Consider the following 24,786-nt stretch of genomic DNA (forward strand, 5'->3'; position numbering starts at 1 on the left):
TGCCGCGCAACAAAACGCTTGGACTTGCCTCTCGCCTACCTTTTGGGTGAGAGGCTTCTTTTTTATATAGGCTCTTGAAATATAAATTTTTTTCCGCAAACCAGCCCTATTTAATACCTATTCAAAAGTAAGTAACGCCCGTCTATTGAGCAAAAGACATAATTCCGAATACACTCGCTAGGTAACATATAAAAGGGGGATTTAATGCCAGTGTCAGTTGTTGGTGAGAGCTTTGCGATTAGCGTACTGGCTCTATCTGTCCTCAGTGGTGTTGGGTCATATCTCCAAGGCATACGCGAGCAACGTTTGGCTGGTGGATTCCTTGATTTTTTAACCGAGCTAACGCTGGCGTTGGTGGTCGGTTTGATAGTCGCTTACTTGTGTGAAAGCGAGGGGGTGGAGGCTGGTTACACCAGCGCGCTTGTCCTCATTGCGTCGAACAACGGAGCAGACTCGATCAACTTTATCCGCAAGCTGACTAGCCAAACGTTAGCGAGATTTTTTAATACCGGAGGGCAAAGCAAATGATGGCATTTGCAGTGATTGGCCTAGCCATTGCTGACCGATTTTTGCTTAAACGAAACGCAGTAAGAATACTGCATGCAAACCAGATGGACGATCCCGATGTGATTCGATTCGTTCTTGGTTATCAATCTCAGCGAGCCATAACGAGTGGGACTTTAACCTATTCGTTGCGCAGTAAGAAACGACCAAAAGCCGTCATTACTCGCACACGTAAGCTCGACTTTTCACACGCCGGAAATAACAGCGAATACCTAACGTTCGACCGCAAATTGCTTGAACGTGAAGCAGGGGAAAAGCTACACGGCGAGTGGATTCTGGACGTGAAGATTGAGCGCTCCTGTTCCCTAATCAATCCGCTATACAAAATCTTCCCTACCTGTACGACATATTCAGAGGAATTTGAAATTGCGTAACAACAGCAAGTTTGCACTAGACCAGTCGCACAACTATGTGGTGGTCGATTTTGACAACGTGACCGAACGCGGCCTTAAGAGTCTGATCACTGCGTTAAAACAAGCGGGTGCGACTGTTACAGACGTAGAAGCCTCGAACAAGAAAACGAGACGAGACGGCGAGACAGTAAAACGCGCCAAACTGTTCTTTGATAATGGCCAGTCCATGACGCTGTTTGTGGGTGATGAGGGTGACATTTTCCAAATGACACTGAACAACACGAAACAGCCTATCCCAAGCGTGAAGAACGAGCGCGAGCTTGCGCGTGAAATGGTTCGCCTAATGGAGCGCAACCAAAGCAAGTTTGACAAGCAAGTGGCTCGCAAAGCGGCACAGGCCGTTAAAGACACCTCAGACATTCAACCAGCCACACGTTCTATTGCTAAGCGATTGGAAGAAGCCAAGGCAGCCGAGCAGGTTGCACAATCCAATTACACCAACGCCCTAGCCGCTCGGGACAGTGTTCGCACGAAGTTGGAAGAAGACCAACGCCGTGTAGCCGATCTTGAAGCTGCATTAGAGCAAGAGAAGCAAGAAACCAAGGAACTTGAAGCGCAATTAGAGGCGGCAAAGTCTTGACATACTCCCCTAGCTAATTCGCTAGGGGATTCTTAGTTCAACACGCTTTCACTAGATAGCCTCTTTTGAGGCTATCCCCGATCCAGTCGCTCCCTAAGCTAACCCCGCCAGTCCAGCGGTTTTTACATTCTTCGCTGCGTTAATATCACGATCATGGTGCGTATTGCATTCTGGACAAGTCCAGTTTCGGATATTAAGCGGCATTGATTCGTGTACGAACCCACAACAGCTACAACGCTTTGAACTAGGGAAGAAGCGATCTATCTCAACGATAGTTCGTCCAGCCCATTCTGCTTTGTATTTGAGTTGGCGAACGAACTCGCCCCAACTCGCATCAGCGATGTGTTTTGCTAGTTTTGGATTGCGGAGCATGTTCTTCACTTGTAGCGATTCAACACAAACAACTTGGTTTTCGTTTATCAGTTTACGAGACAACTTGTGTAAGTTGTCTAATCGACTATCAGCAATTTTTGCGTGTAGACGGGCTACTTTCTGGCGCACCTTGTCGCGGTTCTTACTGCCTTTCTTTTTCTTGGCGAGTTTACGCTGTAGGTATGCCAGTTTGTTTTCGTAGCGCTTTGTGTGGCGAGGATTATCGACTTTCTCACCGCTATCTGTGATGAACAGGTTATTTAAACCCAAATCAATACCGACCGTTTTAGCGGTTACAGGCATTGGTTTAGGCTCAAAACGGCATAGCATAGACACAAAGTATCGGCCTGCGGTGTCTTTTGAGATTGTGACTGTGGTTGGTTCGCTAGGTAGTTCACGACTCCAACGGATATTAAGCGGCTGCTTGGACTTGGCAATAAATAGCTGTCCATCGCGGAACTTAAATGCAGATTTAGTGAACTCAGCAGACTGTTTGTGACGTTTCTTTTTTTCGACAGGGTATTTTGCTCGACCCTCAAAGAAATTCTTAAAAGCAGCTTGCTGATGACGTAGTGATTGTTGCAAAGGCACACAAGAAACATCATTAAGCCAGCTTAACTCCGGATCTTTCTTAAGCTCGGTTAATCGGCTTGATGCTGCGTTGTAGTTCACCTTAATTTTGTCATTACGGTAAGCGTCAGTTCTCCAACGTAGGATTCTATTGTAAACAGTTCGCACACAACCGAACGTTCTTGCTAGAAGTTCAGCTTGCTCATCAGTTGGATAAAACCGTTGTTTGATTGCGATCTCTTTCATGTCTTACAAACGCTTTTGACTTAACTCATTGAGTTAGCCCCGCAATAAACGGGGCTTTCTCTCCCGATTTAACTTGTCTGGAAGTCCATTTTTTCTAGGGCGCACTCAAAACCCTTAACAAATAAGGTTTGGTAATCTTGGGTAGGGTTATCAGTAAGCGCTCCGCCACAAAGCAGCCAATCTTGAAAATGCTGTTCTGGCGAGTCGTTCCAATCGACAGGTTGTAAGGCGTTGTAGATCTGACAAAGAAGCTCTACAGGCGCGTTTAGATCTTGGGAGAGGTAGTCTTGCGCAGCTTGAAGTGCGGCGCACATGTTGATTGTAGAAGTACCAATCATGATTTTTGTCCTAGTAAGTTGATGTTTAACTCACCAAAACCGAGGTCAATCAGTGGTGGTGAGCTGATTCGAGATTGACCTTACCGCCTACTAGGAAACGGCGCACCGAAGTGCTCCCAAACCAGCCCACCATAATTAGGATGTGCAGATTTTACACAATAAAAAACCAGCAGGATGCTGGCGACTTGCGCCTAGTAAGTTTCGAGAGGTCAATCTCGACACTGGATTTTGCCAGTGCCCAAATAGATTAACTCCGAAAAAATAGGTTTTGCAAGTCGTTTTTTTAAATATAATTTTTTATATGCAATCTGGCAAGCATTAAAAACGTTGGTTTTAATGTTGCGTTCGGAATAGAATCAATAAACTCTTTCCTCATAATTCCCCTAATCACCACAATAGAATTAACTACAAAGGGCAGCGTTCCTCCCCTCCCTCTTTCGGGAGGGGTATCCACGCTGAAACATTTAGATGATGTTTACCAGTCAAAATCAAATCAAGATTGTGGATCGCATCGACCATCTAGCTAAAACGCTAACACCGGAGCAAATCGAAGCGGTACTGCAAGGTGAAAACGCCGACCAAATCCTAGAAGCACTATCGCTTGAGGATTTGGAAAACACTTACCTATACCAGTGCAAACCAGTGCCTCAAATGATGCTAGAGGCGTTCAAATCAAAAGCGTCAAAGCTTGAGTTTCGTGCTCAGCAATTTGGTAAGCACTTGGAACGTAAAACGCCTACGCTATCGGTAGAAGCTGTAGAAGTGGGTAAACCGCGCAAATCTGGTGCGGTCGCTGTTCAAATGGTGAAAATCCCATTCTCGGATGGCCAGAGCATTTCTATTGCGTTCCATGCGCCGGATAACGATCCGCTAAAAATCAATCCAGATGACACGCTAATCGCGTTCCGCTTCCTAATGAACTCGCGCGATATTACTCACGTAGTCGCGCCAAAAGGCAACATGGATTTGTCTCTTAAGGAAGTGACCAACAAGCTAGCGCAGTTGCTTGAAAACAACAGTGAGAAATTTGTCGCTGCTAAGGCCAAGAAAGACGCTGACAAGAAAGCATTGGAAGAAGCGCAACAAAAGGCACAAGAACTTGATGAACAAGCTGCGCAACTAGGCGAAGAAGCTACCGAATTGGAACAAAAGCTCGATGAGCTGGCCAAGAAAGAGAAGCGCTTGGAAACTCAGATCGCTACGCAGAACGAAATCCAAGAAGAACTACGCAAACAGCTTGCTGCTATCAAGCCAGCAGCAAATACAGCAACGAAAAATGTAAACGCTGGTGGCAGTTCGTCTCAAGTGATCGAGCAATGGGACGCTTCATGGACTAAGCAAGAGAAGCGCGACTTCATCATTAGCCGTGCTTTCAATGGCGATCTTGATGCCTTTGTTAAGCAGCTAAGCCAAGAGTTTAAAGACTCATTAGAGTTTGCAGGTGCAGCAAATCAAAACGTTCCTAGCACTTATTCAGAGTCGTACATCAATGATGTGATTTATGACCTCGATAAAGGTGCTATGACGGTATCAGAGCTTGCCGAGGCTAAAGAATACATCCGTGATTCAATTGAAAACGATTTTCCTCAGTTGTCAGACGAAGAACGGGAACGAAAAGCAAATATCGAGCGCAAAGAATGGCTATTGGCTCTTATTGGTCGCAAGACCATTGCTAAGGGCTGGAAGATGGATAAAGGCGAAGATAGCGAGCCGTTTGTCTACTTCGAATCGCCTGACACGAACGACGATGATAGCTTTGGCCAGTACATGATCCACGCGCGCGATAACCAAACCTTGGCTGTCACTTACGGCGAGGGTTCACCGCTTGCTGGTGGCGACGATCTACAAGGTTGGGAAGCTGTTAAATCACTTATTCTGGCTGACTACGATCGCGAATCTAAGTTGCTTCAAGATACCGATGACAGCAACGAAGAACCACAACCAATTGAGAACGACGAGCCAAACGCGAACGACCAAGACAAAGACGAAACCACGGATAACCTATTCTGGTATGGCCTACGTCTACGCCCTTATGGCTTGGGTACAACGCCGCCACAACATCAAGTGGCTAAGTACCTCGATCCAGAATCGGCTAAAGAGCAATTCGCTGACGCTGGTAATGGCATTCGCCACGGTGCGATCGCTTATGACCAAAAACTGCCACCAGAACTAGTAAGCAACTTTGACCTAGAGCCGCTATTTGGCATGGTTGAGGGCGACCTAGAAGAAGCGGAGCGCATCGCAACCGAAGCGCTAGACCAATGGGTTGAGGACAAAGGCGTTGATGAAATTCCTCAGTCTACGCTCGATACCCTAAAACAAGTGGGCTTCAAAGCAGCGTTCGCTAAGCAGCTACGCCAGCAACCAGAAATGAAGAACCGCAAGGAAAATCCAAACGCGTACAAGCTATGGAGCGCATCGATTGACCTTGTGACGCCGGACATGATTCAAGAGATTGCCGAAGACCTAATGCTGGTTCAAAGCGATGCTGAATTACAGCGCCAAGCAGAACACACGCAAGGCCGCATGCGCTTCCAAGAAGCAGCTCTATCCCAACTTAAGGATATGCAGTCAGTAAACCCAAGCGATCGCAAACGTCTTGTTATGTTAGCTGACCTAACGCTAGGTACTGGTAAAACACTAAAACGTGGCGAGAAAGTGGATGACCAAGCTAAGCGTATTTCAGAACAAGCGCACCTAGTGGAATCACTACAAGGTGAAACCCTAGCGTCACTGGAAGCGCAATTTAAGAACCGCAAAGAGATCACTGATTTCCTAACGGCTCATCGCATTCCATTTAACCGCCGTGCGAAACGCGCTGACCTACTGCAAGCTATCTTGAACTACCGTGACGGATTCTTTAGTGCAACGGCGAAAATGTTCGACCTACGCGCGCTACGTGGCGACCTATACGAGAAGTTTGAGAACGGCGAAGCGTTAGCACTGGATGACGTAGAAAAAGCGTTTAGCGCGACTACGGTTTACCATGAGGGAGACGTAGCTTACACCAAGGCAAAAGGTGAAACCGTCATTCCAGCAATGGCAGACCAAGGCGAGGACTACCAAAAAGTTGAGCGCTTCATTAAGGCGATTGATGACGGTATCTACCCTGACCTATCCGAACTAAGTTCAGATGAGCTCTTTGCTCAGCACTATGCAATGGCAAGTGTTACCAACCAAGACATCCTGGCAATTCATGGTTTTAGATACTTGGATAACGATGAGCAGATCGACAATGAACAGATGGCGCGCGCTATCCATAACTCGGTCATGCCATTGTGGTACACAAAAGCTATCGAAGCGGAATACGAAAGCCGTGGCTTCCCTAGCCTTGCTGCGTTGCCTGACTTGAACCATAAAGGTCAATTCAAGGCGACACGCGAGAAACGCTACGCACCAGTTGGCACTATTGGCCAATCTGATTTTAGCGTTATCGATACGTACACAGGCAAGGTGCTAGAAACTGGCCTAGAGGGTGCAGCAGCGCAGCAAAAAGCGACTCAACTAAACGACCAAGCAGTGAAAGAAAGCACTATTGCAATCTTTAACATGCTTAAGGACGGCAAAACGCTTGAGCAAATTGCAGAGACGGAATACAGCGCACCACTAGAGCCTGTCAGTCCGGCCATGTTCACCACAATCAACGGCTTTGAATCATTGTATTCAACGTTAGCCATTAACGGCTCGGGTTCGCTTCACTCGCGCCCAACACTACGCGAGAACGCCGACAAGCTACTGGCTAAGGTGGACGCTGACGGCAAGATTAACGATATTGCGCTAACCGAAGAACAAGAGAACCAAATGGAAAATACATTTGGCTACAGTTTCTTCTCTGCGAAGTCGAACAAGGGTAAAGAGCTACGCTTTATCGCTAACACCAATTCTCGCAGCTACCTAACGGTTGACGGTGCTAACAAACTGCTTGAGCTATTGGGTGCTAAGAGCGCCGTAGAATCTGACACAGCAGATGAAATGAGCAAGGGTGCATCCGAGGAAGAAAAACAACTTCTCGCACTAGACCCAACTCAATATTCATTTGGCTCAATCTATGAGAGCGAGGGCATTCGAGATACGGGTGAAATCGCTAAGCGAATCCGCGCCTTTATCGCTCAGCTTAAGACAGCTGGCAAGATCAGTAATGACGTTAAAATCTCAGTACGCAAGCCTCGCTACGGCACACTAGACCTAACGCTGACTGACTTGCCAAGAAACGTCATGCTCTACAATCCAGCTTACCTACAGTTCGAGATTGATAACCCTAACTCGCCAGCGCCACACGGTATGAGCCGTTATACCGAAGCAGTAGATCAGCTGATCGAGTTCGTTAACGCTTATGTAGGCCAATACGACTACAACAACAGCGACACGATGACCGATTACCACGATCGCAATTTCTTTGGTGGCCGCCTAACCGTGGACTTTGATTTTGGTAAAGAGCGCAAAGTGGTAGAGCTCGCGTCTCTAACTGAAATGCACCAGCAAGGCGAACAGGCAGAGGATGACGTATTAGACGTTACCTCATTCCGTGAAAGCCTAGATGAAGAAGAAGCGAAAGCACTTGAGCAGCTAGAAGCCTTTACCAACCTAGAGCTAAAACTTGGTAAGCAGGAAGTGACTTTCCCAACAGGCCGAGTGAAGTCGATTAATGCGAAAGATGAGGACGGACTAACTTACAGCCTAGACGTTCTATTCGACATTCTAGTGACCGACTTAAGCGAAAAAGCGAAAGCTCAACTTGAGACGATTAAGGACTGGCAATCTGCGGATGCCTACTACAACGAAAAAGGCGCATTGGTACAACCAAGTGTTGCGGCAGGTATCCACTCAGTAAATGGCTCAGTGCCAGCGAACGTGTACGCTCCGCTAATCGCCCGTTCATGGTTAAATGAAAGCCACGCTGACATTTATCCGCTCGCTAAAGATGGCGAGTACAAGTTCGCGCTATACCAAGGCAACGACTTGATCGGTGAATTTGACGATACAGCGGAAATGGAAGCGCTATTAGTGAAAGCGTTCAATCTAAGTAGTGAAGCACCTCAATCTGAAACAGAGGGCAATAACGAAGAAATGGAACATGTAGAGAAACTAAAGGAAATCCGAGATTTTACTGGTGAACCTACGCCGGAATTGGTTGATGAGTTCCAAACCGCACTAGAACAGGCTTACGCCCACTTCGAAGCTAACGACCAAATAGCAGAGAACGAAGCGTTGATGGATGCCGCTCTAAGCAACATCACAAGCATGATCCAAGCGCAAATTTAATCACAACCAAGGCCGCCACTTCGGCGGCCTAAACCGGAGACAATCAAGTGTTAAGCTTAAGAGAAAAAATGACGCTCAACCGCGATGCTGCGGGTTTATTGAAAGAGCTTAAGAGTGGCCAGCTATCGATTGGTGAACGCATCAAAAAGAACCGTGAGCTGGTGGAAATTCTTAATAAACTGACTGGCGCTAACCAAAAGGTTGAGCAGGAGCCGGTATCAAGTTCGGATGAGCCAATATCGGTAGAAGAATTTTCCAAGTTAGGCCGCTCCGATAAGATTGAAAAGCTCAATGAAGTGCTACTTCTGCCTAACTGGTACGAATACGAAATGGCGTTTTTCCCTAACTACCAAATGGTTGAAAAGGGCGATAACTACGTTGTGTACAAGGATGGCGAAAACTTCCAGTTTGGCTACAAAGGGCATATTGCGCGAGGTTTGGACTACTGGAAAAACGATGCGGGCTCAGCCAAGAAAAATGGTGGTTTTGGTAGCTGGTCGCGCGCTGACCGTAGCAAGGCTATCAAGACCATCACTAAGCACATTGAGCAGAATGAGCGCGACAATGGCGAACGTCCAGTTGAACAAAGCGAACTGGTTGCGAGATTCCTTGCAGGGGAGTTTAATACAGCCAAGCCATCGTTGTTTGTTGATGTAATGCGAGACGTTCACTCAGAGGGCTTGGAGCTAGATAGCATCAAGCAAAAAGCGATTGAATGGTTCGAGCACAATCCTGACAAACTGGCCGCTTAAGTTTTCGCATGCGAGAACTTTAAAGAATCTCGTTCGATATAGTTTTCGCATGCGAAAACTTTTCAGAGAACTTGAGAAAAAACAATGAATGTTTTCACTAAAATCCGAGCAGACTATTACTACAAGCAATCTTTAAACCTTGCACTAGCAGCCAGCGAACGTCAAAACTACGCCAAGGCGCTTTTCGCATTGCTTAAGAGCCTTTAATCCGTTTCCCTGTCCCAAAAGTTTTCGCATGCGAAAACTCGCCACTCCAACCGGAGCGGTCAAATTGAACCAACTCACATCAATTAGCGCCGAAATCAAAGAGGCGAAAAACATCAATGACCTAGCCGAGATTGTTCAACTGTACGCAACAGACAATCCAAAACCCAAGCTAGGACGCACCAGCTACGTTGTGACAGCAAAAGGCGACGAAGTGGAAACAGGCTTTAAAGTCGTGGAAGCCAGCGACCTTATTCCATCGAACGACTTAGACGGTCGAATCAATCCGAACTTCCCGCAAGAACTGCAACCGCGCGACCGTACTCGCGTATCCTCAAAATTGCAGATCTCAAAGATGGCCAACGATTTGCGTCCACAACAATTAACCGATTCTGGACTATCTAGCCACGGCGCACCGATTGTCGGTGCAGACAATGTGGTGGAGTCGGGGAACGGTCGAACCATCGCTATCATCAAGGCGTATCGAGAGGGTAAGGCTGATAAGTACCGCCAGTTCCTAATCGACAATGCGGAGCGCTTCGACCTATCACCGGAGAAAGTTGAGAGCATGCGCGAGCCAGTGTTGGTTCGAGAACGTGTTACCCAAGTTAACCGTGCTAAGTTTGCCCGAGATTCCAACCTCTCTGACTTGCAACAAATGAGCGCAGCCGAGACAGCTTGGGTTGACGCAGAGCGCATCGATGACCGCATGATTGCTCTATTCCAACCGAGCGAAACAGGCAACCTTTTGGCCAAGTCTAACCAAGGATTTATAAACAGTTTCTTAACTGAAATTGGGGATAACTCAACCGCCGGACTACTTACTGAAGATGGCCGACCAACCAAGCAACTGATTGAGCGCATGCAAAATGCCGTGTTTGCCAAGGCGTACAAAAACGAGAAGTTGGTGAAGCTGGTAGCCGAGGAAGCCGATCCCGAAATTCGCAACATTTTGAGCGCGCTAAACGGCGCAGCAAGCGCGTTTGTTGAGATGCAACACCTTAGCGGAGAGGTGCATAAAAACACGTCTGGAACGCTGGCAGAAGCCGTGGAAATTAACGCCTCACAACCTGACCTCGCTAAGTCAGCACTTGACTCACTGGTGCAAGCAACCGAGCTAGTAAGACAGGCCAAAGATTCCGGTCAACACATCGATGAGCTATTGGCTCAGTCCGGTTTGTTTGGCGACAACGATCCCGAGGCCGAAGCGCTGGCGAGATTCATTGCTGCTAACAACCGAAACGCAAAACGCATGACACTGGCATTTAAGGCAATGGCCGAGGCAATCAATAGTGAATTGCTTCACCAAGGCCAAGCGCTCGGGGATATGTTTGGCGGCGGTGGTGCATCGCTTATTGATATTCTTGGGCGTGTAAATCAAGAGCTGGAAAACGAGGGGGTACAAACAGGCTTTATGTTCGAGTCTAGTGTGCAACTGGACGAACTTGCAAACGCTTCGAGGCATGCTATAAAATAGTTCTTGGCATATATTCCCTATACAACCTTTATAGACACACAAAAACGCCAGATTTAATTGTCAAATCTGGCGTTTTTGCATTTGGGAGTAGGGGATGTTTACTATCAGGCATCGTTATCACTACGGGCTAATCGACATAAACGAAGACGGCGTTGCCGATGGCCATTCAGTCGCAGGGAATGAGATCCCCGCTTTAAGGAAAGATGGCGAGTATATCTACAGACCATTTAAAGGGGCGCTAGATAATATCTATCTACTGCATGTCCAAAAGGTAAAGCTGGTGAATATCGTCGCTTATTGCGATGACGAACTAGGGCTATTTGGCTGGCAAGACGTGCCGCTCGATCACTATGTGGTTGGTGTCTACCGTGACGGCGGGTATTACGTCCTAACGAAAAACGGGCAGCTAATTAGCCACCCGCTTTAAAAGTTTTCGCATGCGAGAACTTTACACACGATACCCAACTAATTGAGCTTCACCAACTGGCACTTGCTCAAGTTCGCCATCATCAAACAGTACCGTTAGCTTGTCGCTATGCTTACCAGATGCGAACACCAAACCATGACGGTCATTAACCATGACACAAATACTGGTAGGCTTTTGGTTTGCCGTAGGCTTTTTGCTTACTGGTGTCTTATCGGTCTTTTCTGCTTTCTCTGGTTTGCTAGGTTGAGGTGCAACTTCCACCTTGCTATCTAGCTCGCCAGTGCGCAGTTTTACACAATCTTGGCGTGTTAGCTTCTCGCAGCTTTCCAGCGCTTCACGAACGCGCTCAGAGTTATCGACGGTTGCTTTGCGTAGTTCGTTGATGGACTCTACATCACCAATAATCCCTTTTTGGAATGCTTCCAAAACAAAGTCAGGGGCTTTAAGCACATTTAGGTATTTCGAAATGTAGCCGTCTGATTTGCCAAGGCGCTTAGCCAAGCCACGGTTATCCAGATTGTGCTTTTTCTTTGCTTGGTCAAACGCCTTACCTAATTCGATTGGCGTTAAATCTTCTCGCTGAATGTTTTCAATGAGCTGACCAAAAATATCGCCCTTTTCACGGACAATACATTCAACGTGAGTTAGCTTATCGCTCAACATAGTGGCGCGCCAACGGCGTTCACCCTCTTGGATTTTGTATCCCTTGCCATCAAACGGGTAAACAACGACAGGTTGAATTTGGCCGTTTTCTTCTAGGCTTTCGCACAACTCAAGTAGTGATTCATCGTTAAATTCTTCACGAACTTGCTCAACTGAATACAAAGAGTCTTTAGGGATAGCCAGCACTTTCGCTGCATCGCGGATTTCTACCGCTGATTCATCCAAGAGATTATCTAGGTCGCTAAGCTTGATTCGATCTCTTAAGCTTTTGGTCATGCTGTCACCTCTACCATGCGCTTGCAAAGTTCCTCACAAACCGCTGTAAAGCCGAATTTCTCAGCCGCTTTAGGGTTGGTTTCAATCAGTGCTTTGCCTTGGTTTAGAGCTTCACTTACGCGCGTTGTTTTAATCAGTTTGTTTTCAAAAACTAGGTTGCCGTACTCTTTACGAAGTTCCGCTTCCTGTTCGCGCTGGTCGTTTGTAATGTTGGCTTCGATAAGGTTTAGGACAATGCCTAATACTTCCAAGTCAGGGTTCATTCGACGGATTTGGCGCGAGGTCTTAACCAGCTCATTAACGCCTTTGATCGACATTTTTTGTGCTTGGCTAATGATAAGTAGCTTACTGGCCACAAGTAGCGCTGCATGCTGTAGCGCGTTCGCCGCTGGTGGACAGTCGATAAAGATATAGTCGTAGTCGTCTTTGATAAGGTCGATAGACTCAGCCACGTTTAAGATTTGTGATTGAGTAATGTTACCCATGCGCTTATCGCCGCCAATAACGTGTACGTTTTCGCTGACTTCGAAAGGTTTAGCCTTTACTGGATTTTCAAAAAGGTTGTAAGCGTTGTGTAGGCAGCTCGCAGATGTGTACTCTGGATTCTCGACCATTTCCGGTGCGATTGAGCCGCCTAAGTTGTTTTGTGGGTCAAAGTCCAGGAATAGACATTTGTTGCCTTGGCTAGCGATGCTAATGCCAAAGTTGTAAGTACAAGTTGTTTTACCAACGCCGCCTTTTTGGTTGGCAATCGCCATGATAATGCTCATTAATTAATTTCCTTTGCTGGTGGAATTTGTTTGCTGTTTTGGTTTGCTCAGTGCTACCTCAAGATCCTCGATATAGCACTGAACTACGTAATCAGTTGTACCGCCGCCGTGCATTGCTTTGTAAATAGCAGTGTGGCAAGGGCTTACACCCTTAACGCCATCAATGAGCTGCTTGGCTTTTCTGGTACTTCCTGCCTTTTGGACTAATTGATTTAATCTTTCGCATCGTTCCTTGGATGCCATATCAATGCCTCTCGATTGTTGTCACTGGCAACAGGCACACACTATACGTTGCCAGTAGCAACAGCACAAGAAAAAAAAGTAACAAACAGAACCGATTGCACAAGTTTTCGCATGCGAGAACATTAGATAAATTGTGAGATTGATTCCATGTGTTTTCGCATGCGAAAACTTTTTGACAATTCTATTACTTAACTAGGTTACAAAGAGCAGCGTCAACAGGCATAAGAAGGAAAAAGCACCTAGTTGCATAATTCATTGTTTTTAATAAAAAATATTGAAAAACCTGTTGAATATGAAAATTATTTCATATAAATTAAATTACAGATAGGCGGCAACAAAACTATTAGGGGTAGGATTGATTGCATCAAAGCTTATCTGTTCAACGTGCAATCCCCGCCATTTGTTCAGTGGCGGGGTTTATTTTTTCTATCTCAAAAGTTTTCGCATGCGAAAACTTAACGCATCGATTTGCTGTTAACACTCCACGCTTCGAGATTTACGTCCTCGATAGAATATTCAAATTCTTCATCATCGACGTAGTAGGTATGTAGGTTTGCTTGCCAGTAGCCTTTATCAACTTGCTCTTGCTGGTACGCCCACGCAGCACACAACAAAATCGCAGGGTCTTCGAAATTGAAGTGTTGCTCTGTGATCACTTCTGAATCGCTGCCAAGGTCATAACCATGCTTGGCCATGAGCGATTTAACCGCCCACCAATAAGCGCCATAGTGACGGTACATGAGCGGATTGGCTTTAAGTGTTTTGTAAATGCCATCTACTTGAGCTTGGATAAATGCTTCTTTGCTTTGCGCTGTTTCTAGCGCCTCATCGAGTAAGGGCTGTAGATCTTCAACGGTAGGCAATTTTACTTGGGTAATCATTGTTGTCTCCAAAAAGTTTTCGCATGCGAGAACTTTTCGCATGCGAAAATTTGAGTTAGGCAGCTTCGGCCATTGTGTTGTGAATGGTTAATAGCGATTTCGCTAGCAATTCCAAATCCGCTTTCGCAGAGATAAACCACCAGCCGCCATTAAATTCACTGCTTGCGTTTGATGCGAAGTCAGCGCCATACTCGGCCTTAGCTTCCTTGTCACCAGCGAACATCACTTTAAGCGAACCTTTAAGGCCATTGTTGTCCATCAAACCAATGCGCTCGTATGGCTCTACAACAATCTCTTTTCGGTTGCGACCGCGCTTAGGCTTCCAGCTAATTGGTGAAGTCACCATTTTAACGTCGATGCCAATGCCTGACATTAGTTCGCTAAACTTCTCGATGCTCTCTACGTTAATGGCAGAGATATTATCGATTTTCACTTTCTGCGTTTCGGTCACTTTAACCTCGGCCTTTTCCGGCTTATCCGCATTTAGGTACTTCTCGATAAATTCCTCACGCTGTGCGCTGCGATAAGTGAATAGCGAACCATACGCACCTTTCATGCGATTCAATGACCAGTCATCCGAGAAGATTAGGCCATCACCGGATAGGAACTCACGTTCGCCAATAGCGTGTAGGTCAGCACATACCTTAAGCATGGTTTCTTGTGAGTTTTCGCCGTAAATCGCATCGACCTTTTTCAGTAGGTGTGTATCGGTCGTTGGTTTGTATTGCGTCATCCAGTACGCGATCTGTGATAGACGTTTCGCACGGTCAGGGTCGTTAGCCACCAGCTTAGTGAAGTCAGCGAATAGCTTATCTTCCAGCTCTGTGCGGTATTCGCTAGAGCGTTCGGTCAGAATATCGGTGTAACGAGTGAACTCACGAGCCGATAGGCGGCGCGCTTCGTGTGCGTTGGTGTAACCTGTCCATTTCAAATTGCTTAGATGGTTATCTAGCTCTTTAAGGAAAGTGATAGACGTTTTGTAAGTCGTCTCTGCTTTCAGTAGCGCTTCTTGATAAAGCTCAGGGTGTTTTTCCTCGAATGCTTTGATCTCAAGTGTCACCAGTTCAACAACTTCCTGTTCGCTCACTTGGTTGCCGTTTTCCATCGCCTGTTTGTCCCAATCGCTACCGATAAAGAAACTTAGAATGTCGTGTTCCAACATCACGCGACCCTTATCTTCCAATTGCTTGGTTACTTGGTCGAGTAGGGCTTTCACGATCGCTTTATCGCTCGCATCTGGATAAATCAGCGTTTGGTCTGGTTCAACATCCAATCCCCACGGCGTAGAGAATGAACCGTCAACATTGCGCACCAAACAACGGCGGCTGTTACCGTAGGCTTTCATTTTCTTCTCTGCGACCAGTTCAAAGAACGTCTCACGGTCAAACGTATGAGCGACTTCACTTAGTGGTACACCTTGGAGCGCTTTTGCTTCTAGCGCAGCTCTATCCTGATTCACTGGCGCAATTTCAATGATGCGCTCAACAGGTAGATCGACGTAGTTGCGTGACGCAGGTTCGCCGTCCATTTCAGTAATAAAGCCGTCCACCGTGCCAGATTTACGGTCGAAGTTGGTGATCATGATTGTTGCTTTTGAATCGTACTCGGCGCTCCAAGAACGGCTCTTAACTTCGGCTTTGTAGGTGTAGCCATTACGCACAATCACGCCATTGCGAACAATGTACAACTCTGGATGAGTTAGGAAGTCAGGGTAATCCTTTAACACACCGTCATTGATGGCCAGCTCCATTGCTGGTTTCAATTTCTTGATGGTATCGCTCGCTTTGTCGCGGTTTTTGATCGCTGCTTCATAGGTTTTGATTTGGCTTTCTAGCGCAAACAGTCTGCCTTTGGTGCGTTGGTAGTTTTTGTGCTGCCAACTGCCGTGCTTCTCGCCCTCTACACGTAAGCGATCTTCTTCCACCTCTTTGCGTAGCGGCTCTAACTTCTCGCGTAGTTCGGCCAGCTCGCCCTCAACCGCTCTCACATCCAAAGCAAGCATTTGGGTGGCTTTGATGTACTTGCTAACGTTAATACTTGCTAGTCGGCGTTCCTCTAATTTGCGCTTGCGCTCAGCTTGACGCTTAGCCGCTTCGATACGGGCTTTCGCTTCTTCTGGATTCGCTGCCAGCATGATTGCAGTTTCGTCGGCTGCGTCTGCATCGGCGTTCGCAATGTACTTTTCATCACCTTTGAACATTGTCTCAATCCAAGTGGCTTTGCGTTGGATTGTGGCCAAGCGGAAATCATCGAATGAGCCTTTCGACGTGTAGTAGTGAACGTTCACGCTGTTTTGTTTAGAGCCAACACGCGCGCCACGGCCATTACGCTGTGTGATACTCATTGGAGTCCAAGGTAGCGTTAAGTGGTGAATATCGGTTGTGCCATGATGCAAGTTGATGCCAACTTCGCCTTTTTTATTGAGGATCATGAATTTGTATTTCGAGGTGTTGTAAGCATTGGCCATTGCTTCCAAACCCGCTTCCTCATCGTCCTCAGTCGCTTTAGAGCCTTTCTTACCCGCAACGGTATCGCTGTTCAAAATGCCGATTTCAGACAGCTTACAACCAACAAAATCCGCAATGATTCGCGCGACTTTCTTGTGCTGTGTTTTTTCTTCGGTGAAGACAAGCTGCTTACCGCCAGCCAGATAAATCTCGCGCGCGTTCTCAAGGAACTTGGCGTACTTAGGGGAGACAGGGTGCGTAAATTTCAACTTGGCCTTGTCACAAATGTTTGTGAATCGGTCATCAAGTTGCTGGTGGAGCTGAACCACGCAGTGATCGCCCTCGACCTTAACGCTCTTATCAACCTTAACTTGGATTTTGCTTAGCTTAACCGTGCCGTCTGGTGCCACATCCTCAAAAGCGACCGTGACGGTATTTGGTAGCTTAGATACTGCCGCCTCTACCTCTTTCTTGCTGTCCTTGGCGAATCGGTAGGTAACACGCTCATAGTACAAATCAAGGTCTGTACTTACCTTGTCCATTTTACGGATTAGGCCGAAAACCGTGTCGTTAGGGTATTGCTCGACAATCTCTTGGTTTTCGTCTTTGTCTGGATTACTGATTGCGTCAGCGCGCTGGCGTAGTTCCTCATATAGCGCTTCCTGTTCGCTATTCATTTGGACAACGCTTTGCTGGCTAATCAGGTCAGGAATGTGAACGTTGGCACCAACGGATTTAGCATCCTCGATCGTCATGTAGCGGTTAACGATGTTTCGAAGTGCGTCTAGGTTTTGGAATCCGAGTAGGGCTTCACGCTGTTCAACTTCGCCCGAAATCTTAGTAACCAGCGCTTCGCCAGTCTTACCAAACATGCGGATAAAGTCGTCGCTGTCAAAAATCCCCATCTTGGCAAACGTGTCTGCCGGAATGATGTGGGACAGCATATTGAACATATCAACAGGGCTGTTTACGGTTGGCGTAGCTGTTAGGAAGTAAACGCCTCGACCGTCATTGCGAGCCTTAATGACGTTGTTCTTAAGCTGCATATCGATAGCGCGATCGGCTTGCGCTTGGCTAGGCAAGAATGCCAGATTGTTTCGGTATGAGCCGCCCTTGTACGAGTTACGGAAATCATGCGCCTCATCGACCATAACCGAATCGAATAGCAAGTCCTCAAAGTACGGTAGTTCTTCGTTTTTGGCCGTACCATCGTCAGCATATTTCGCTTCAAAGCGCGCGTTCTTCGCTTGCTCTGTGTGGCTTTCCGCTTCCTTAACTAGCTTGCTTGAACCAGCAATCAAACCAGCATCGCGCATTTCAAGCACGTTGGCCGAAATCGTGTCCGACTTCAATGGAATGCGGTTGTACACGTCTTTTGTCATTACCACGATGCGAGCGGTTGACTGTGTAAGCTGGTGGAGCTGTTCTGCTACGCGCTTGCCGTTTGTGTCTACGGTCAGTTTGGCGCGCAAGATAGGATCGCCTTTCTTGTCTAACTTCGGTTCGCCCGTTTCATCTAATACCGGTTCCCGAATGATTTTTCCGTCATCGTCTTTGTGAACTTCAAGGCCGATAAATACCTTGTCAGATAGATTGCTTTCACCAAAGAACAGGTCGGACTCATAGAACCAGTTCTCTAACACGGATTTAGGAACAACGATGGCCACACGGTTAGCGCGTTTGGTTTCTAGGTTGTGCTGCACGAGGCCAAGGCCAGTGAGCGTTTTACCCAAGCCAGTACCAAAGGCAATAATGCCGTTACCGTCTGCACTGTGACGGCGAATCGTTGAGTTTTGGTAAGGTAGGAACTCAATCGCACCAGATACGCCATTTAGCGTTAGTGGTGAGTCATCAAACTCCGGCTTAATCCAACCGTTAAACGTATTGTTGTAAACCTGTTCCAAGTATTCTGAATGGTCAGATGATGCAATCCATGTAGAAAACTCATCATCGAGGCGGCGCATTTGTTCACGGATAAGTGATTTATCTTCGTTCTTACTACCGCCACGAACCGCACCATAGTTGATGTACGATTCAATTTGACGCTCAAATCGCTCATCGCTGTTCGCTGCTTTACCTTTCACGCCATTACGAGTTAGGCCATCAATCCATTCGCCATCACGCCAACGGTAGCCAGTAAGGTATTGGCCGGATTCGCTTTGTACGAAATCCTCAAAGCCGTCCTTATCCTCGGTAAAGTCGCCCAAGATAAATTCCGTGTAGCCACGGTCATGCAGGAACTCAAGCATGATGTTTTTAGGAATCCACTTATCGGTAAGCTTCATCTTCACATCGGCAATCGAGATCTTGTTTCGCTTAGATTCGATGGCTTGAATTTGGCGCATGATGTTAGCTTTCACGGTATCGGTGGTGGTCGATACTAATTGTGCGGTCAGCTGATCCATGCGCTTACCGACTAGGCCAGTCGTCGCTTTATGGAATGCCGTCACCGTGCCGTCAGGGTTTACGGCTACCTCATCCATGTTCGCTAGATAATCAAGCAACTGCTCATCGCTCATCGCATCGATACCGCTTGCGGTGTAATACTTGCGAACGTCATCCAGTGTCAGTGTGGTTATGCCTAGTTCACGGTCGCATAGATGGAACACGTCACCAATGCGAGACGAACTGTATTGAACGGTCAGCTCACGCTTAAGGTCGCCTTTGAGTAGGTCAGATAGTTTGCCCTTAGAATCGATCGATGAGTGGTAGTAATTCCATGCAGAAACGTACTTCTCGCTTAAGTTGCTTAGCGCTTTCTTCGATACCTTAGAGCCGCCCATTAGTGCGTTCAGCTCAAACACTTCGCCGCTTAACTTCACGCGATATTGTTCGGTCTGGAAGTCCTCCGCGCCCATTGCCATGTTGGCCAAGTCGCTATTGGCTGTGGTTCGGCCACCAGCAACCAGCGTTGCAAGTGTTTGAACTTTCATGCCAAGTAGAATGCCTTTATAAGCGTGTTCTTGGCTCGCTTTTGGCAGCTTGGCTATCTCGCGCATTAGGGCTTTAAAGTCGTCATGACACAAGTAACCGTAATCTTCGAAAAGCTTGAGCGCTTGGCTGGCCGATAGCTTAAGCATCGATTCAGTAGAGTAGGTGATAGAACCGATCTCATCGGTGTTATCTACGCCATAGGTCGGCTTGCTGATAGCGCCTGTTTGCGCGTTGCTTTCAGATAACTCCCATTCGCCATCAATCATTTCGTACTGCTGGCCATTGCGGAAAATCGTGTCGCCCTCGGAGTATTTCGCGCTCACTGGCTCGCTGACCGCTTCATCGAGCAACATCCAGTCAATGCGACTGTCAAAGCGGCGCATTAGCGACTCTTTAATATCCTCGTTAGAACGGTTGCCACGCTTCACGACTTTGCGCGCAAACTTACCTACGCCCTCAACAGTCTGTTCGCCGTTGATGAATTTCTTACCCTCACGCTCGAACCACTTACCTTTAAGCCAAGTATTCCAAAGCACGTTAGATTCAATCAGCGTGTCACGGTCGGCACTATCAATCAGTGCTTTCGCTTGGTCGCTGTGTTTGCGCCAGATAACAAGGTCAGTCACTACGCTCGTATCAGAGAACGTGCCCGTTGGTAGTCGGTGCGCGCCCAAAAATTCCGCTTTAAGTGCGAGTTGTGTACGCCACTTCTCAAGGTTTTTCGCATCACAAATACGAGTTGGCAGCACTAGGGCAATCAAGCCACCAGCTTTCGCTTTATCGATAGAACGAGAAACGAAATACTGATCGGCGTACTTAATGTCTTTGTACGCTTTGTCTTTCATCGCGCTAGCGTCTCGAACACCATAAGGCGGGTTGCCGATCACTAGGTCAAAGTCAGCAATGCCAGGATTAGTTGCTACCGCTTCGAATGCTGATTGGATTACATGGTCTTCGGGGTGAAGAATTTGGTTAATGGCCGCCGAGGTCTGATCCATTTCTACGGATGTAGTCAGGGTGCCTTTAGGTTTGGTTTCGCTAAATACTCCCACACCCGAACTTGGTTCAAGTACGCTACCGCCAGTAAAGCCATAGGAACGAACTGCATCCCAAGTCGCGCTCGCCAGCCATTTAGGCGTGTAGTATTCGTTGGTAGAGCCACCGATACCGCCAAAACCTGTGTAGTCGCGCAGAGCTGCTTTATCTTCGGGTGAAACGTTGGAGTAGTCGCCGTTGTACTTGGCGAGAATATCTTTGGCTAGTTGGTTAGCCTTAAGGCGCTGGTGGCCTTTTGGAGTGTCGCTAATATCGACAGCGAGCAAGGCTTCAAACTGGCGTACCAGTTCATCGATTGTTGTCGCCTGTTCAATACTGCGGGTTAAATCAGTGTTCATTGAACGTGCCTTTTATTCTTTGGATAAAAGCCAAAAAAAAAGTCGAGCTTTCGCCCGACTTTTTCCTTTCCTATTCCCCATCCCAAAAAAACGCCACTATCAATATCAATTTAAGTTAATGAATAATCTAAAATATCTAAGGAAGTAGATTTTTAGGGACGAGAGAATTATTCCGAACACGTAAGTTGTAATCAAGAATAAAAATTAGTGTTTTTGGTGAGTAACCAAGATTCAAAGGCAAGCAATTGAACTTTGACTAAAAAAATTTAACGCATAGAAAATCAATCATTTATTAGCGTATTGGTCACATTGACGCGATGCGCTATCATCCAAGATCATCCCCATCCCTGTAGAAAGCGCCTCAACTAACCGAGGTCGCACATGTCGCAAAACAAGGCATCAATTGGGCTAGCGACAGCTTTAAAACAAGCGTTCCCTTTCTTTAACGAGAATGACGATAAAGAGAGCGGGATCAGTTTTGAATCTGGCGCTGGATATACGGGATCGCCATTCCACGATCGCGAAAACCAATTAGATGAAAGCAACGGCGCTCTGACCAATGACGGTCGAAAAAGCTCAGACCGCTTTTTTCTGCACAAGCTGCCGAAAGATCGCTTCATGCTATATCCGATACTCAAGGAAATGGCCGAGGACAGCACGATTGATGCCGCGCTCAATCTGCACCTTGGTCACGCTCTTTCGGTATCAAACGACAATGGCATGGCTGTGTATCTTCATCCAACCGATGAGAAGTACGCCGAGTACGTAGGCCGTCTTAACCGAGAGTTGCTAACTCCAATCAACGAAAACCTAATGAACTGGACGTATTCAACGCTGGTTTATGGGGTTAACTATGTTCGCCCATACACGAAAGAGGGCGTGGGTATTACTCACTTTGAGGCCAACTACTACACGTTGCCAAACCAAATTCGTGAGTACGAACGTTCGGGCGAGCTAGCTGGATTTACTGCGGAATATCTACAAACCAGAGCGAACGGCGAACAGGTACGCCTTGCCGAGCCTTGGGCGCTTATCCCACTAAAAATGCCAATCTGGCGACCAGATATGGATATGCCGCCAGTTAACTACACTGGCCAGCGCTACTCACTTTATGACGATGCGTATTCACGCATGCCAATCGAGACGCAGAACTACGGCACATCCATTCTTCTTACCTGTTTTGAGGCTTGGTCGATGCTTCGCCAGTCCATTGCAGCGCTCGGCGCAAGTCGTGTAAATGCTTCACTTATCGACCGCATGGTAGCGGTAAACACTGACGGCTTAGATGCTGCGGGAGCTGCGGAATACATCAACATGGTCGCTGACCAGATGAAGCAAGACCGTCAAGAGGTGGTAGACCGTTCCCGTAAGCTAGGTTTCATTCCAACAGTCATCAACACGCTATTGCCCTTTATGGGTGGTGCTAAAGGTGGCTTACAGATCGATACCTTTACCACTGACCCAAATATCTCCCACATCGAAGACATTATGTTTCACCTTAAACGCTTAGCCGGAACGCTTGGCGTAGACCCATCCATGCTTGGGTTTGGTGATCTTCTTTCTGGTGGGCTAGGCGAGGGCGGTTTCTTCCGCACTTCTATTCAATCAGCACTACGCGCCAACCAAATCCGCGCAGCCGTGGTGGCGTTCGTTAAGCGCGCTATCGACATTCACACCATCTATCGAGACGGCAAGGTGTGGAACGACAACGATATGCCATTCGAGATCCGATTTAACTCTCTCAATACTGCTATCGAGCAAGAGAAGTCGGCGGCAATGGAGTCGCAAGCGAACTATGCAACCATGCTGACTACTGTGCTTGACCTTATCGAGCAATCCCCAATCAGCAAGTCTCCGAAACTCAAAAACCATCTTTATACGTCCGTTGTTGGCCTCGATTCCGAGCTGGCCAATGAAGTCATTTCCGAGCTCGCGGCTCAAGTGGCCAAGAACGACAAGATGATGGAATCCATTGGCATGACTAACCAAAGCGAAGCGGAACGATTCGTTAGAGACGTAGTTCTCGACCTACTAACCGAAATCCAAAGCCATTAATGGAGAAAAGAAAGTGACAGCAAAAGCACTTAAACAAGTATCCGACCGTTTCAGCCTATTCAATGACGGTCGAAAACTTAGCGCCAACAAGCGCAATTACATCATCAAAGCCGTGCAAGCGATGATCAACAGCCCACGAACTAAAGAGCTACTGCGACTAGGTGAGGCGTATGGTTACTATGGCCATCAATCCCGCCAACGCGCCAATAAGCTCTCAATCGGTGAAACTGAGGTGATCATGATTAATGGTCGTCCGGTTGTGGTAGAAAACGTGCCATCTAACCGCACAGTCTCTATCACCTGTTCAGATGACGGTATTGTTGAACACACTCAAGAGTTTTTAGATACCGACACAGGCCGTATTGCTTTAGGTTTGCACAATAGTCGTGCTGGTGGTTGGAGCTGGGCGACTGGTGGCCAAGATACACGCGAGGCATCGATCACTACTTCATATCACGGTATGGACTACGTATTGCAGCCGAACTATATCAGCCTAGACCATCCGGCCATGATGATGGAAAGTGCGAACAGCGAGCAAATGATCCTCGAATCGCTACAGGAACAAGGTTTTGATGAGGAATCCGCGCGTAATATCTACGCGAACATGACTCAACAGACCAATGTTGAGCTTGTCGGTGATCTTACTAACCAGCTTATGTACCTAGAAAGCGTGAACACAGATTTGCGTGAAAAGGTAGAGCAAAACGCTAAGGCAACCTCGATGCTGCTTGATGTTGTGGACTCTTTACCTATCTATGTGACCGATGCGCAGCGCAAAGCGATCGCCAACATGGCCAGCAAGGAAGATCATCAAGTGGTGCGAGCTATGTTTGAGTCGCTATGTTCCCGAAAAATGGCGACTTTACCGACAAATAGCTATGTTCCAGTAGAGCAAAAAGTGAGTGTTGCGCCTCAAATTAAACAGCAGTTCGTCAACTTCGGATCTTCGGCACGAAAATTCCAATAAGCTGATCAATCAAAAAGCGCCACCAGCGATTAGCAATCAAGTACAAAAAACAGTCAATTTAATCGAAAATTCTGGTGGCCAATTCGGAATCTCATAAATCACTAGGAGCGACAGGACGCAAGTAGAGTTTATCTTTCTTAAAGTGCGTAGGTCGCCAGTCCCAACCAGCGATAGATACGCTATCTCGCGCGCCAGCAATATACGACACTGAGCGCAAAACATTGATACCCTTATCAAAGTTAATCGCCTTGTCGGCCTTTAGAACGAGTCTACCGTCTTTTTGGCTATGCAAACCAAAGGTGCAACCGGAGATTGTTACTAACAAATCCAACGGTAGCACTGGTGCGTTCTTTTTCGGGAACTGTCGGCGCTTAAACTGTTGTTTTAATTGGTCAACTTGAGTTTCTAATTGCTGTTCAGCACTTGGTGGGGGAGTAAATTTCATCACAGAGTTATCCACAAAATTTATCGTGTTCGGAATACTAACACGCCTAAAAGGAGTTTAAATAGATAAAATTTTTGGTAAACTCTAGCGCCAGATGGTAACGCCCCTTGTTCGGAATTGCTTTGATATGGAGACTTGTTTGATCAACCATTTACGATCAATAATAGGGGAGTTTTTCTGTAATTAGATCATGGCGATGCCGTGATAGAGAGAAAGTGATTCGATTTCGGGCAACAGAAAATAAAAAAGCCCGCTTTGGCGAGCGGGCTTTCTTACTAAAATCGAGCTTTAAGCGGCAAACTTAAAGCGTCACGACAAACGAACTTAAGGAAAGTCATTATGCCGTAATGAATTAGACCGAAGCCTAATCAACTGAGACATTTTAGTTTGGCGACTAATGCCTCAAATAGTTAGTAATTAATTTAACAACTTAGATTGTTTTGAGCACCAATCTTAGCGAGCGTTAAAATTACACAACACAAGACAGGTGTAATTATAACGTTCAA

Annotated in this window: 17 protein-coding genes; 9 read left to right on the plus strand and 8 right to left on the minus strand. The window is 46.9% G+C overall.

The features are described 5' to 3' along the window. Positions 1-204: 204 nt before the first annotated feature. The 3 genes from NDJ01_RS14610 to NDJ01_RS14620 are packed head-to-tail and all read left to right on the plus strand — an operon-like array spanning position 205 to position 1,557. Complete coding sequence (locus NDJ01_RS14610; RefSeq protein WP_074190812.1) at positions 205-528, plus strand: hypothetical protein; 324 nt, start codon at positions 205-207, stop codon at positions 526-528. After that, positions 525-938 carry a hypothetical protein gene (locus NDJ01_RS14615; RefSeq protein WP_074190811.1) on the plus strand — a complete coding sequence of 138 codons (414 nt, stop codon included), beginning with the start codon at positions 525-527 and terminating at the stop codon, positions 936-938. Before NDJ01_RS14610 ends, NDJ01_RS14615 begins: the two co-directional genes overlap by 4 nt. Next, positions 931-1,557 carry a hypothetical protein gene (locus NDJ01_RS14620; RefSeq protein WP_074190810.1) on the plus strand — a complete coding sequence of 209 codons (627 nt, stop codon included), beginning with the start codon at positions 931-933 and terminating at the stop codon, positions 1,555-1,557. The genes NDJ01_RS14615 and NDJ01_RS14620 overlap by 8 nt, the downstream gene beginning before the upstream one ends. A 93-nt stretch (positions 1,558-1,650) precedes the next feature. Here NDJ01_RS14620 and NDJ01_RS14625 read toward each other — a convergent pair whose 3' ends face one another. Both NDJ01_RS14625 and NDJ01_RS14630 read right to left on the minus strand, forming a co-directional pair. Beyond that, positions 1,651-2,745 (minus strand): RNA-guided endonuclease TnpB family protein, encoded by a 1,095-nt coding sequence (locus tag NDJ01_RS14625; RefSeq protein WP_074190809.1) that lies wholly within the window; start codon positions 2,743-2,745, stop codon positions 1,651-1,653. Positions 2,746-2,813: 68 nt separating this feature from the next. Next, positions 2,814-3,083, minus strand: a complete 270-nt coding sequence (locus NDJ01_RS14630; protein WP_074190808.1) for a hypothetical protein — start codon at positions 3,081-3,083, stop codon at positions 2,814-2,816. Positions 3,084-3,551: 468 nt separating this feature from the next. On the opposite strand from NDJ01_RS14630, the gene NDJ01_RS14635 reads away from it, so the two are divergent. The 4 genes from NDJ01_RS14635 (at position 3,552) to NDJ01_RS14650 (ending at position 11,205) form a co-directional block, all read left to right on the plus strand. After that, a complete protein-coding gene (locus NDJ01_RS14635; protein ID WP_074190807.1) occupies positions 3,552-8,345 on the plus strand; it encodes a hypothetical protein in 4,794 nt (1,597 codons plus the stop codon). A gap of 68 nt (positions 8,346-8,413) precedes the next feature. After that, positions 8,414-9,097: a hypothetical protein gene (locus tag NDJ01_RS14640; protein ID WP_054577307.1), complete on the plus strand. Its 684-nt coding sequence runs from the start codon at positions 8,414-8,416 to the stop codon at positions 9,095-9,097. Positions 9,098-9,332: 235 nt separating this feature from the next. Next, entirely contained in the window at positions 9,333-10,778 is a 1,446-nt protein-coding gene (locus NDJ01_RS14645) for a hypothetical protein (RefSeq protein ID WP_083612663.1), read from the plus strand. Positions 10,779-10,872: 94 nt separating this feature from the next. Continuing rightward, a complete protein-coding gene (locus NDJ01_RS14650; RefSeq protein WP_079878982.1) occupies positions 10,873-11,205 on the plus strand; it encodes a hypothetical protein in 333 nt (110 codons plus the stop codon). 21 nt (positions 11,206-11,226) lie between these two features. On the opposite strand, the gene NDJ01_RS14655 is transcribed toward NDJ01_RS14650, so the two are convergent. The 5 genes from NDJ01_RS14655 to NDJ01_RS14675 all read right to left on the minus strand — a co-directional run bounded on the left by NDJ01_RS14655 (position 11,227) and on the right by NDJ01_RS14675 (position 20,813). Further along, on the minus strand, positions 11,227-12,144 hold the full coding sequence (locus NDJ01_RS14655; RefSeq protein ID WP_074190806.1) for a ParB/RepB/Spo0J family partition protein: 918 nt from the start codon (positions 12,142-12,144) through the stop codon (positions 11,227-11,229). Beyond that, complete coding sequence (locus NDJ01_RS14660; protein ID WP_017634061.1) at positions 12,141-12,914, minus strand: ParA family protein; 774 nt, start codon at positions 12,912-12,914, stop codon at positions 12,141-12,143. The genes NDJ01_RS14655 and NDJ01_RS14660 overlap by 4 nt, the downstream gene beginning before the upstream one ends. A 3-nt stretch (positions 12,915-12,917) precedes the next feature. After that, on the minus strand, positions 12,918-13,157 hold the full coding sequence (locus tag NDJ01_RS14665) for a hypothetical protein (RefSeq protein WP_017634062.1): 240 nt from the start codon (positions 13,155-13,157) through the stop codon (positions 12,918-12,920). A 455-nt stretch (positions 13,158-13,612) separates the two neighbouring features. Continuing rightward, complete coding sequence (locus tag NDJ01_RS14670) at positions 13,613-14,038, minus strand: hypothetical protein (RefSeq protein ID WP_054579116.1); 426 nt, start codon at positions 14,036-14,038, stop codon at positions 13,613-13,615. Positions 14,039-14,093: 55 nt separating this feature from the next. Then, positions 14,094-20,813: an SNF2-related protein gene (locus tag NDJ01_RS14675; protein ID WP_258586910.1), complete on the minus strand. Its 6,720-nt coding sequence runs from the start codon at positions 20,811-20,813 to the stop codon at positions 14,094-14,096. Positions 20,814-21,194: 381 nt separating this feature from the next. On the opposite strand from NDJ01_RS14675, the gene NDJ01_RS14680 reads away from it, so the two are divergent. Both NDJ01_RS14680 and NDJ01_RS14685 read left to right on the plus strand, forming a co-directional pair. Continuing rightward, entirely contained in the window at positions 21,195-22,868 is a 1,674-nt protein-coding gene (locus tag NDJ01_RS14680; protein WP_258586911.1) for a portal protein, read from the plus strand. A 13-nt stretch (positions 22,869-22,881) separates the two neighbouring features. Next, complete coding sequence (locus tag NDJ01_RS14685) at positions 22,882-23,835, plus strand: hypothetical protein (protein WP_042522720.1); 954 nt, start codon at positions 22,882-22,884, stop codon at positions 23,833-23,835. A 91-nt stretch (positions 23,836-23,926) separates the two neighbouring features. Here the strand turns inward: NDJ01_RS14685 and NDJ01_RS14690 are convergent, their stop codons facing one another. Next, complete coding sequence (locus NDJ01_RS14690; protein ID WP_131815239.1) at positions 23,927-24,280, minus strand: hypothetical protein; 354 nt, start codon at positions 24,278-24,280, stop codon at positions 23,927-23,929. Positions 24,281-24,786: the final 506 nt, after the last annotated feature.

This window comes from Vibrio sp. HS-50-1 (assembly GCF_024747315.1).
GTDB classification, from domain to species: domain Bacteria; phylum Pseudomonadota; class Gammaproteobacteria; order Enterobacterales; family Vibrionaceae; genus Vibrio; species Vibrio diabolicus.

What these genes read in the sequence shown, in the direction of transcription:
- NDJ01_RS14690 (WP_131815239.1), bottom strand. Translation starts at nt 24,280, where the DNA reads ATGAAATTTACTCCCCCACCAAGTGCTGAACAGCAATTAGAAACTCAA.
- NDJ01_RS14670 (WP_054579116.1), bottom strand. Translation starts at nt 14,038, where the DNA reads ATGATTACCCAAGTAAAATTGCCTACCGTTGAAGATCTACAGCCCTTA.
- NDJ01_RS14630 (WP_074190808.1), bottom strand. Translation starts at nt 3,083, where the DNA reads ATGATTGGTACTTCTACAATCAACATGTGCGCCGCACTTCAAGCTGCG.
- NDJ01_RS14680 (WP_258586911.1), top strand. Translation starts at nt 21,195, where the DNA reads ATGTCGCAAAACAAGGCATCAATTGGGCTAGCGACAGCTTTAAAACAA.
- NDJ01_RS14640 (WP_054577307.1), top strand. Translation starts at nt 8,414, where the DNA reads ATGACGCTCAACCGCGATGCTGCGGGTTTATTGAAAGAGCTTAAGAGT.
- NDJ01_RS14660 (WP_017634061.1), bottom strand. Translation starts at nt 12,914, where the DNA reads ATGAGCATTATCATGGCGATTGCCAACCAAAAAGGCGGCGTTGGTAAA.
- NDJ01_RS14615 (WP_074190811.1), top strand. Translation starts at nt 525, where the DNA reads ATGATGGCATTTGCAGTGATTGGCCTAGCCATTGCTGACCGATTTTTG.
- NDJ01_RS14675 (WP_258586910.1), bottom strand. Translation starts at nt 20,813, where the DNA reads ATGAACACTGATTTAACCCGCAGTATTGAACAGGCGACAACAATCGAT.
- NDJ01_RS14610 (WP_074190812.1), top strand. Translation starts at nt 205, where the DNA reads ATGCCAGTGTCAGTTGTTGGTGAGAGCTTTGCGATTAGCGTACTGGCT.
- NDJ01_RS14635 (WP_074190807.1), top strand. Translation starts at nt 3,552, where the DNA reads ATGATGTTTACCAGTCAAAATCAAATCAAGATTGTGGATCGCATCGAC.
- NDJ01_RS14650 (WP_079878982.1), top strand. Translation starts at nt 10,873, where the DNA reads ATGTTTACTATCAGGCATCGTTATCACTACGGGCTAATCGACATAAAC.
- NDJ01_RS14625 (WP_074190809.1), bottom strand. Translation starts at nt 2,745, where the DNA reads ATGAAAGAGATCGCAATCAAACAACGGTTTTATCCAACTGATGAGCAA.
- NDJ01_RS14645 (WP_083612663.1), top strand. Translation starts at nt 9,333, where the DNA reads ATGCGAAAACTCGCCACTCCAACCGGAGCGGTCAAATTGAACCAACTC.
- NDJ01_RS14665 (WP_017634062.1), bottom strand. Translation starts at nt 13,157, where the DNA reads ATGGCATCCAAGGAACGATGCGAAAGATTAAATCAATTAGTCCAAAAG.
- NDJ01_RS14655 (WP_074190806.1), bottom strand. Translation starts at nt 12,144, where the DNA reads ATGACCAAAAGCTTAAGAGATCGAATCAAGCTTAGCGACCTAGATAAT.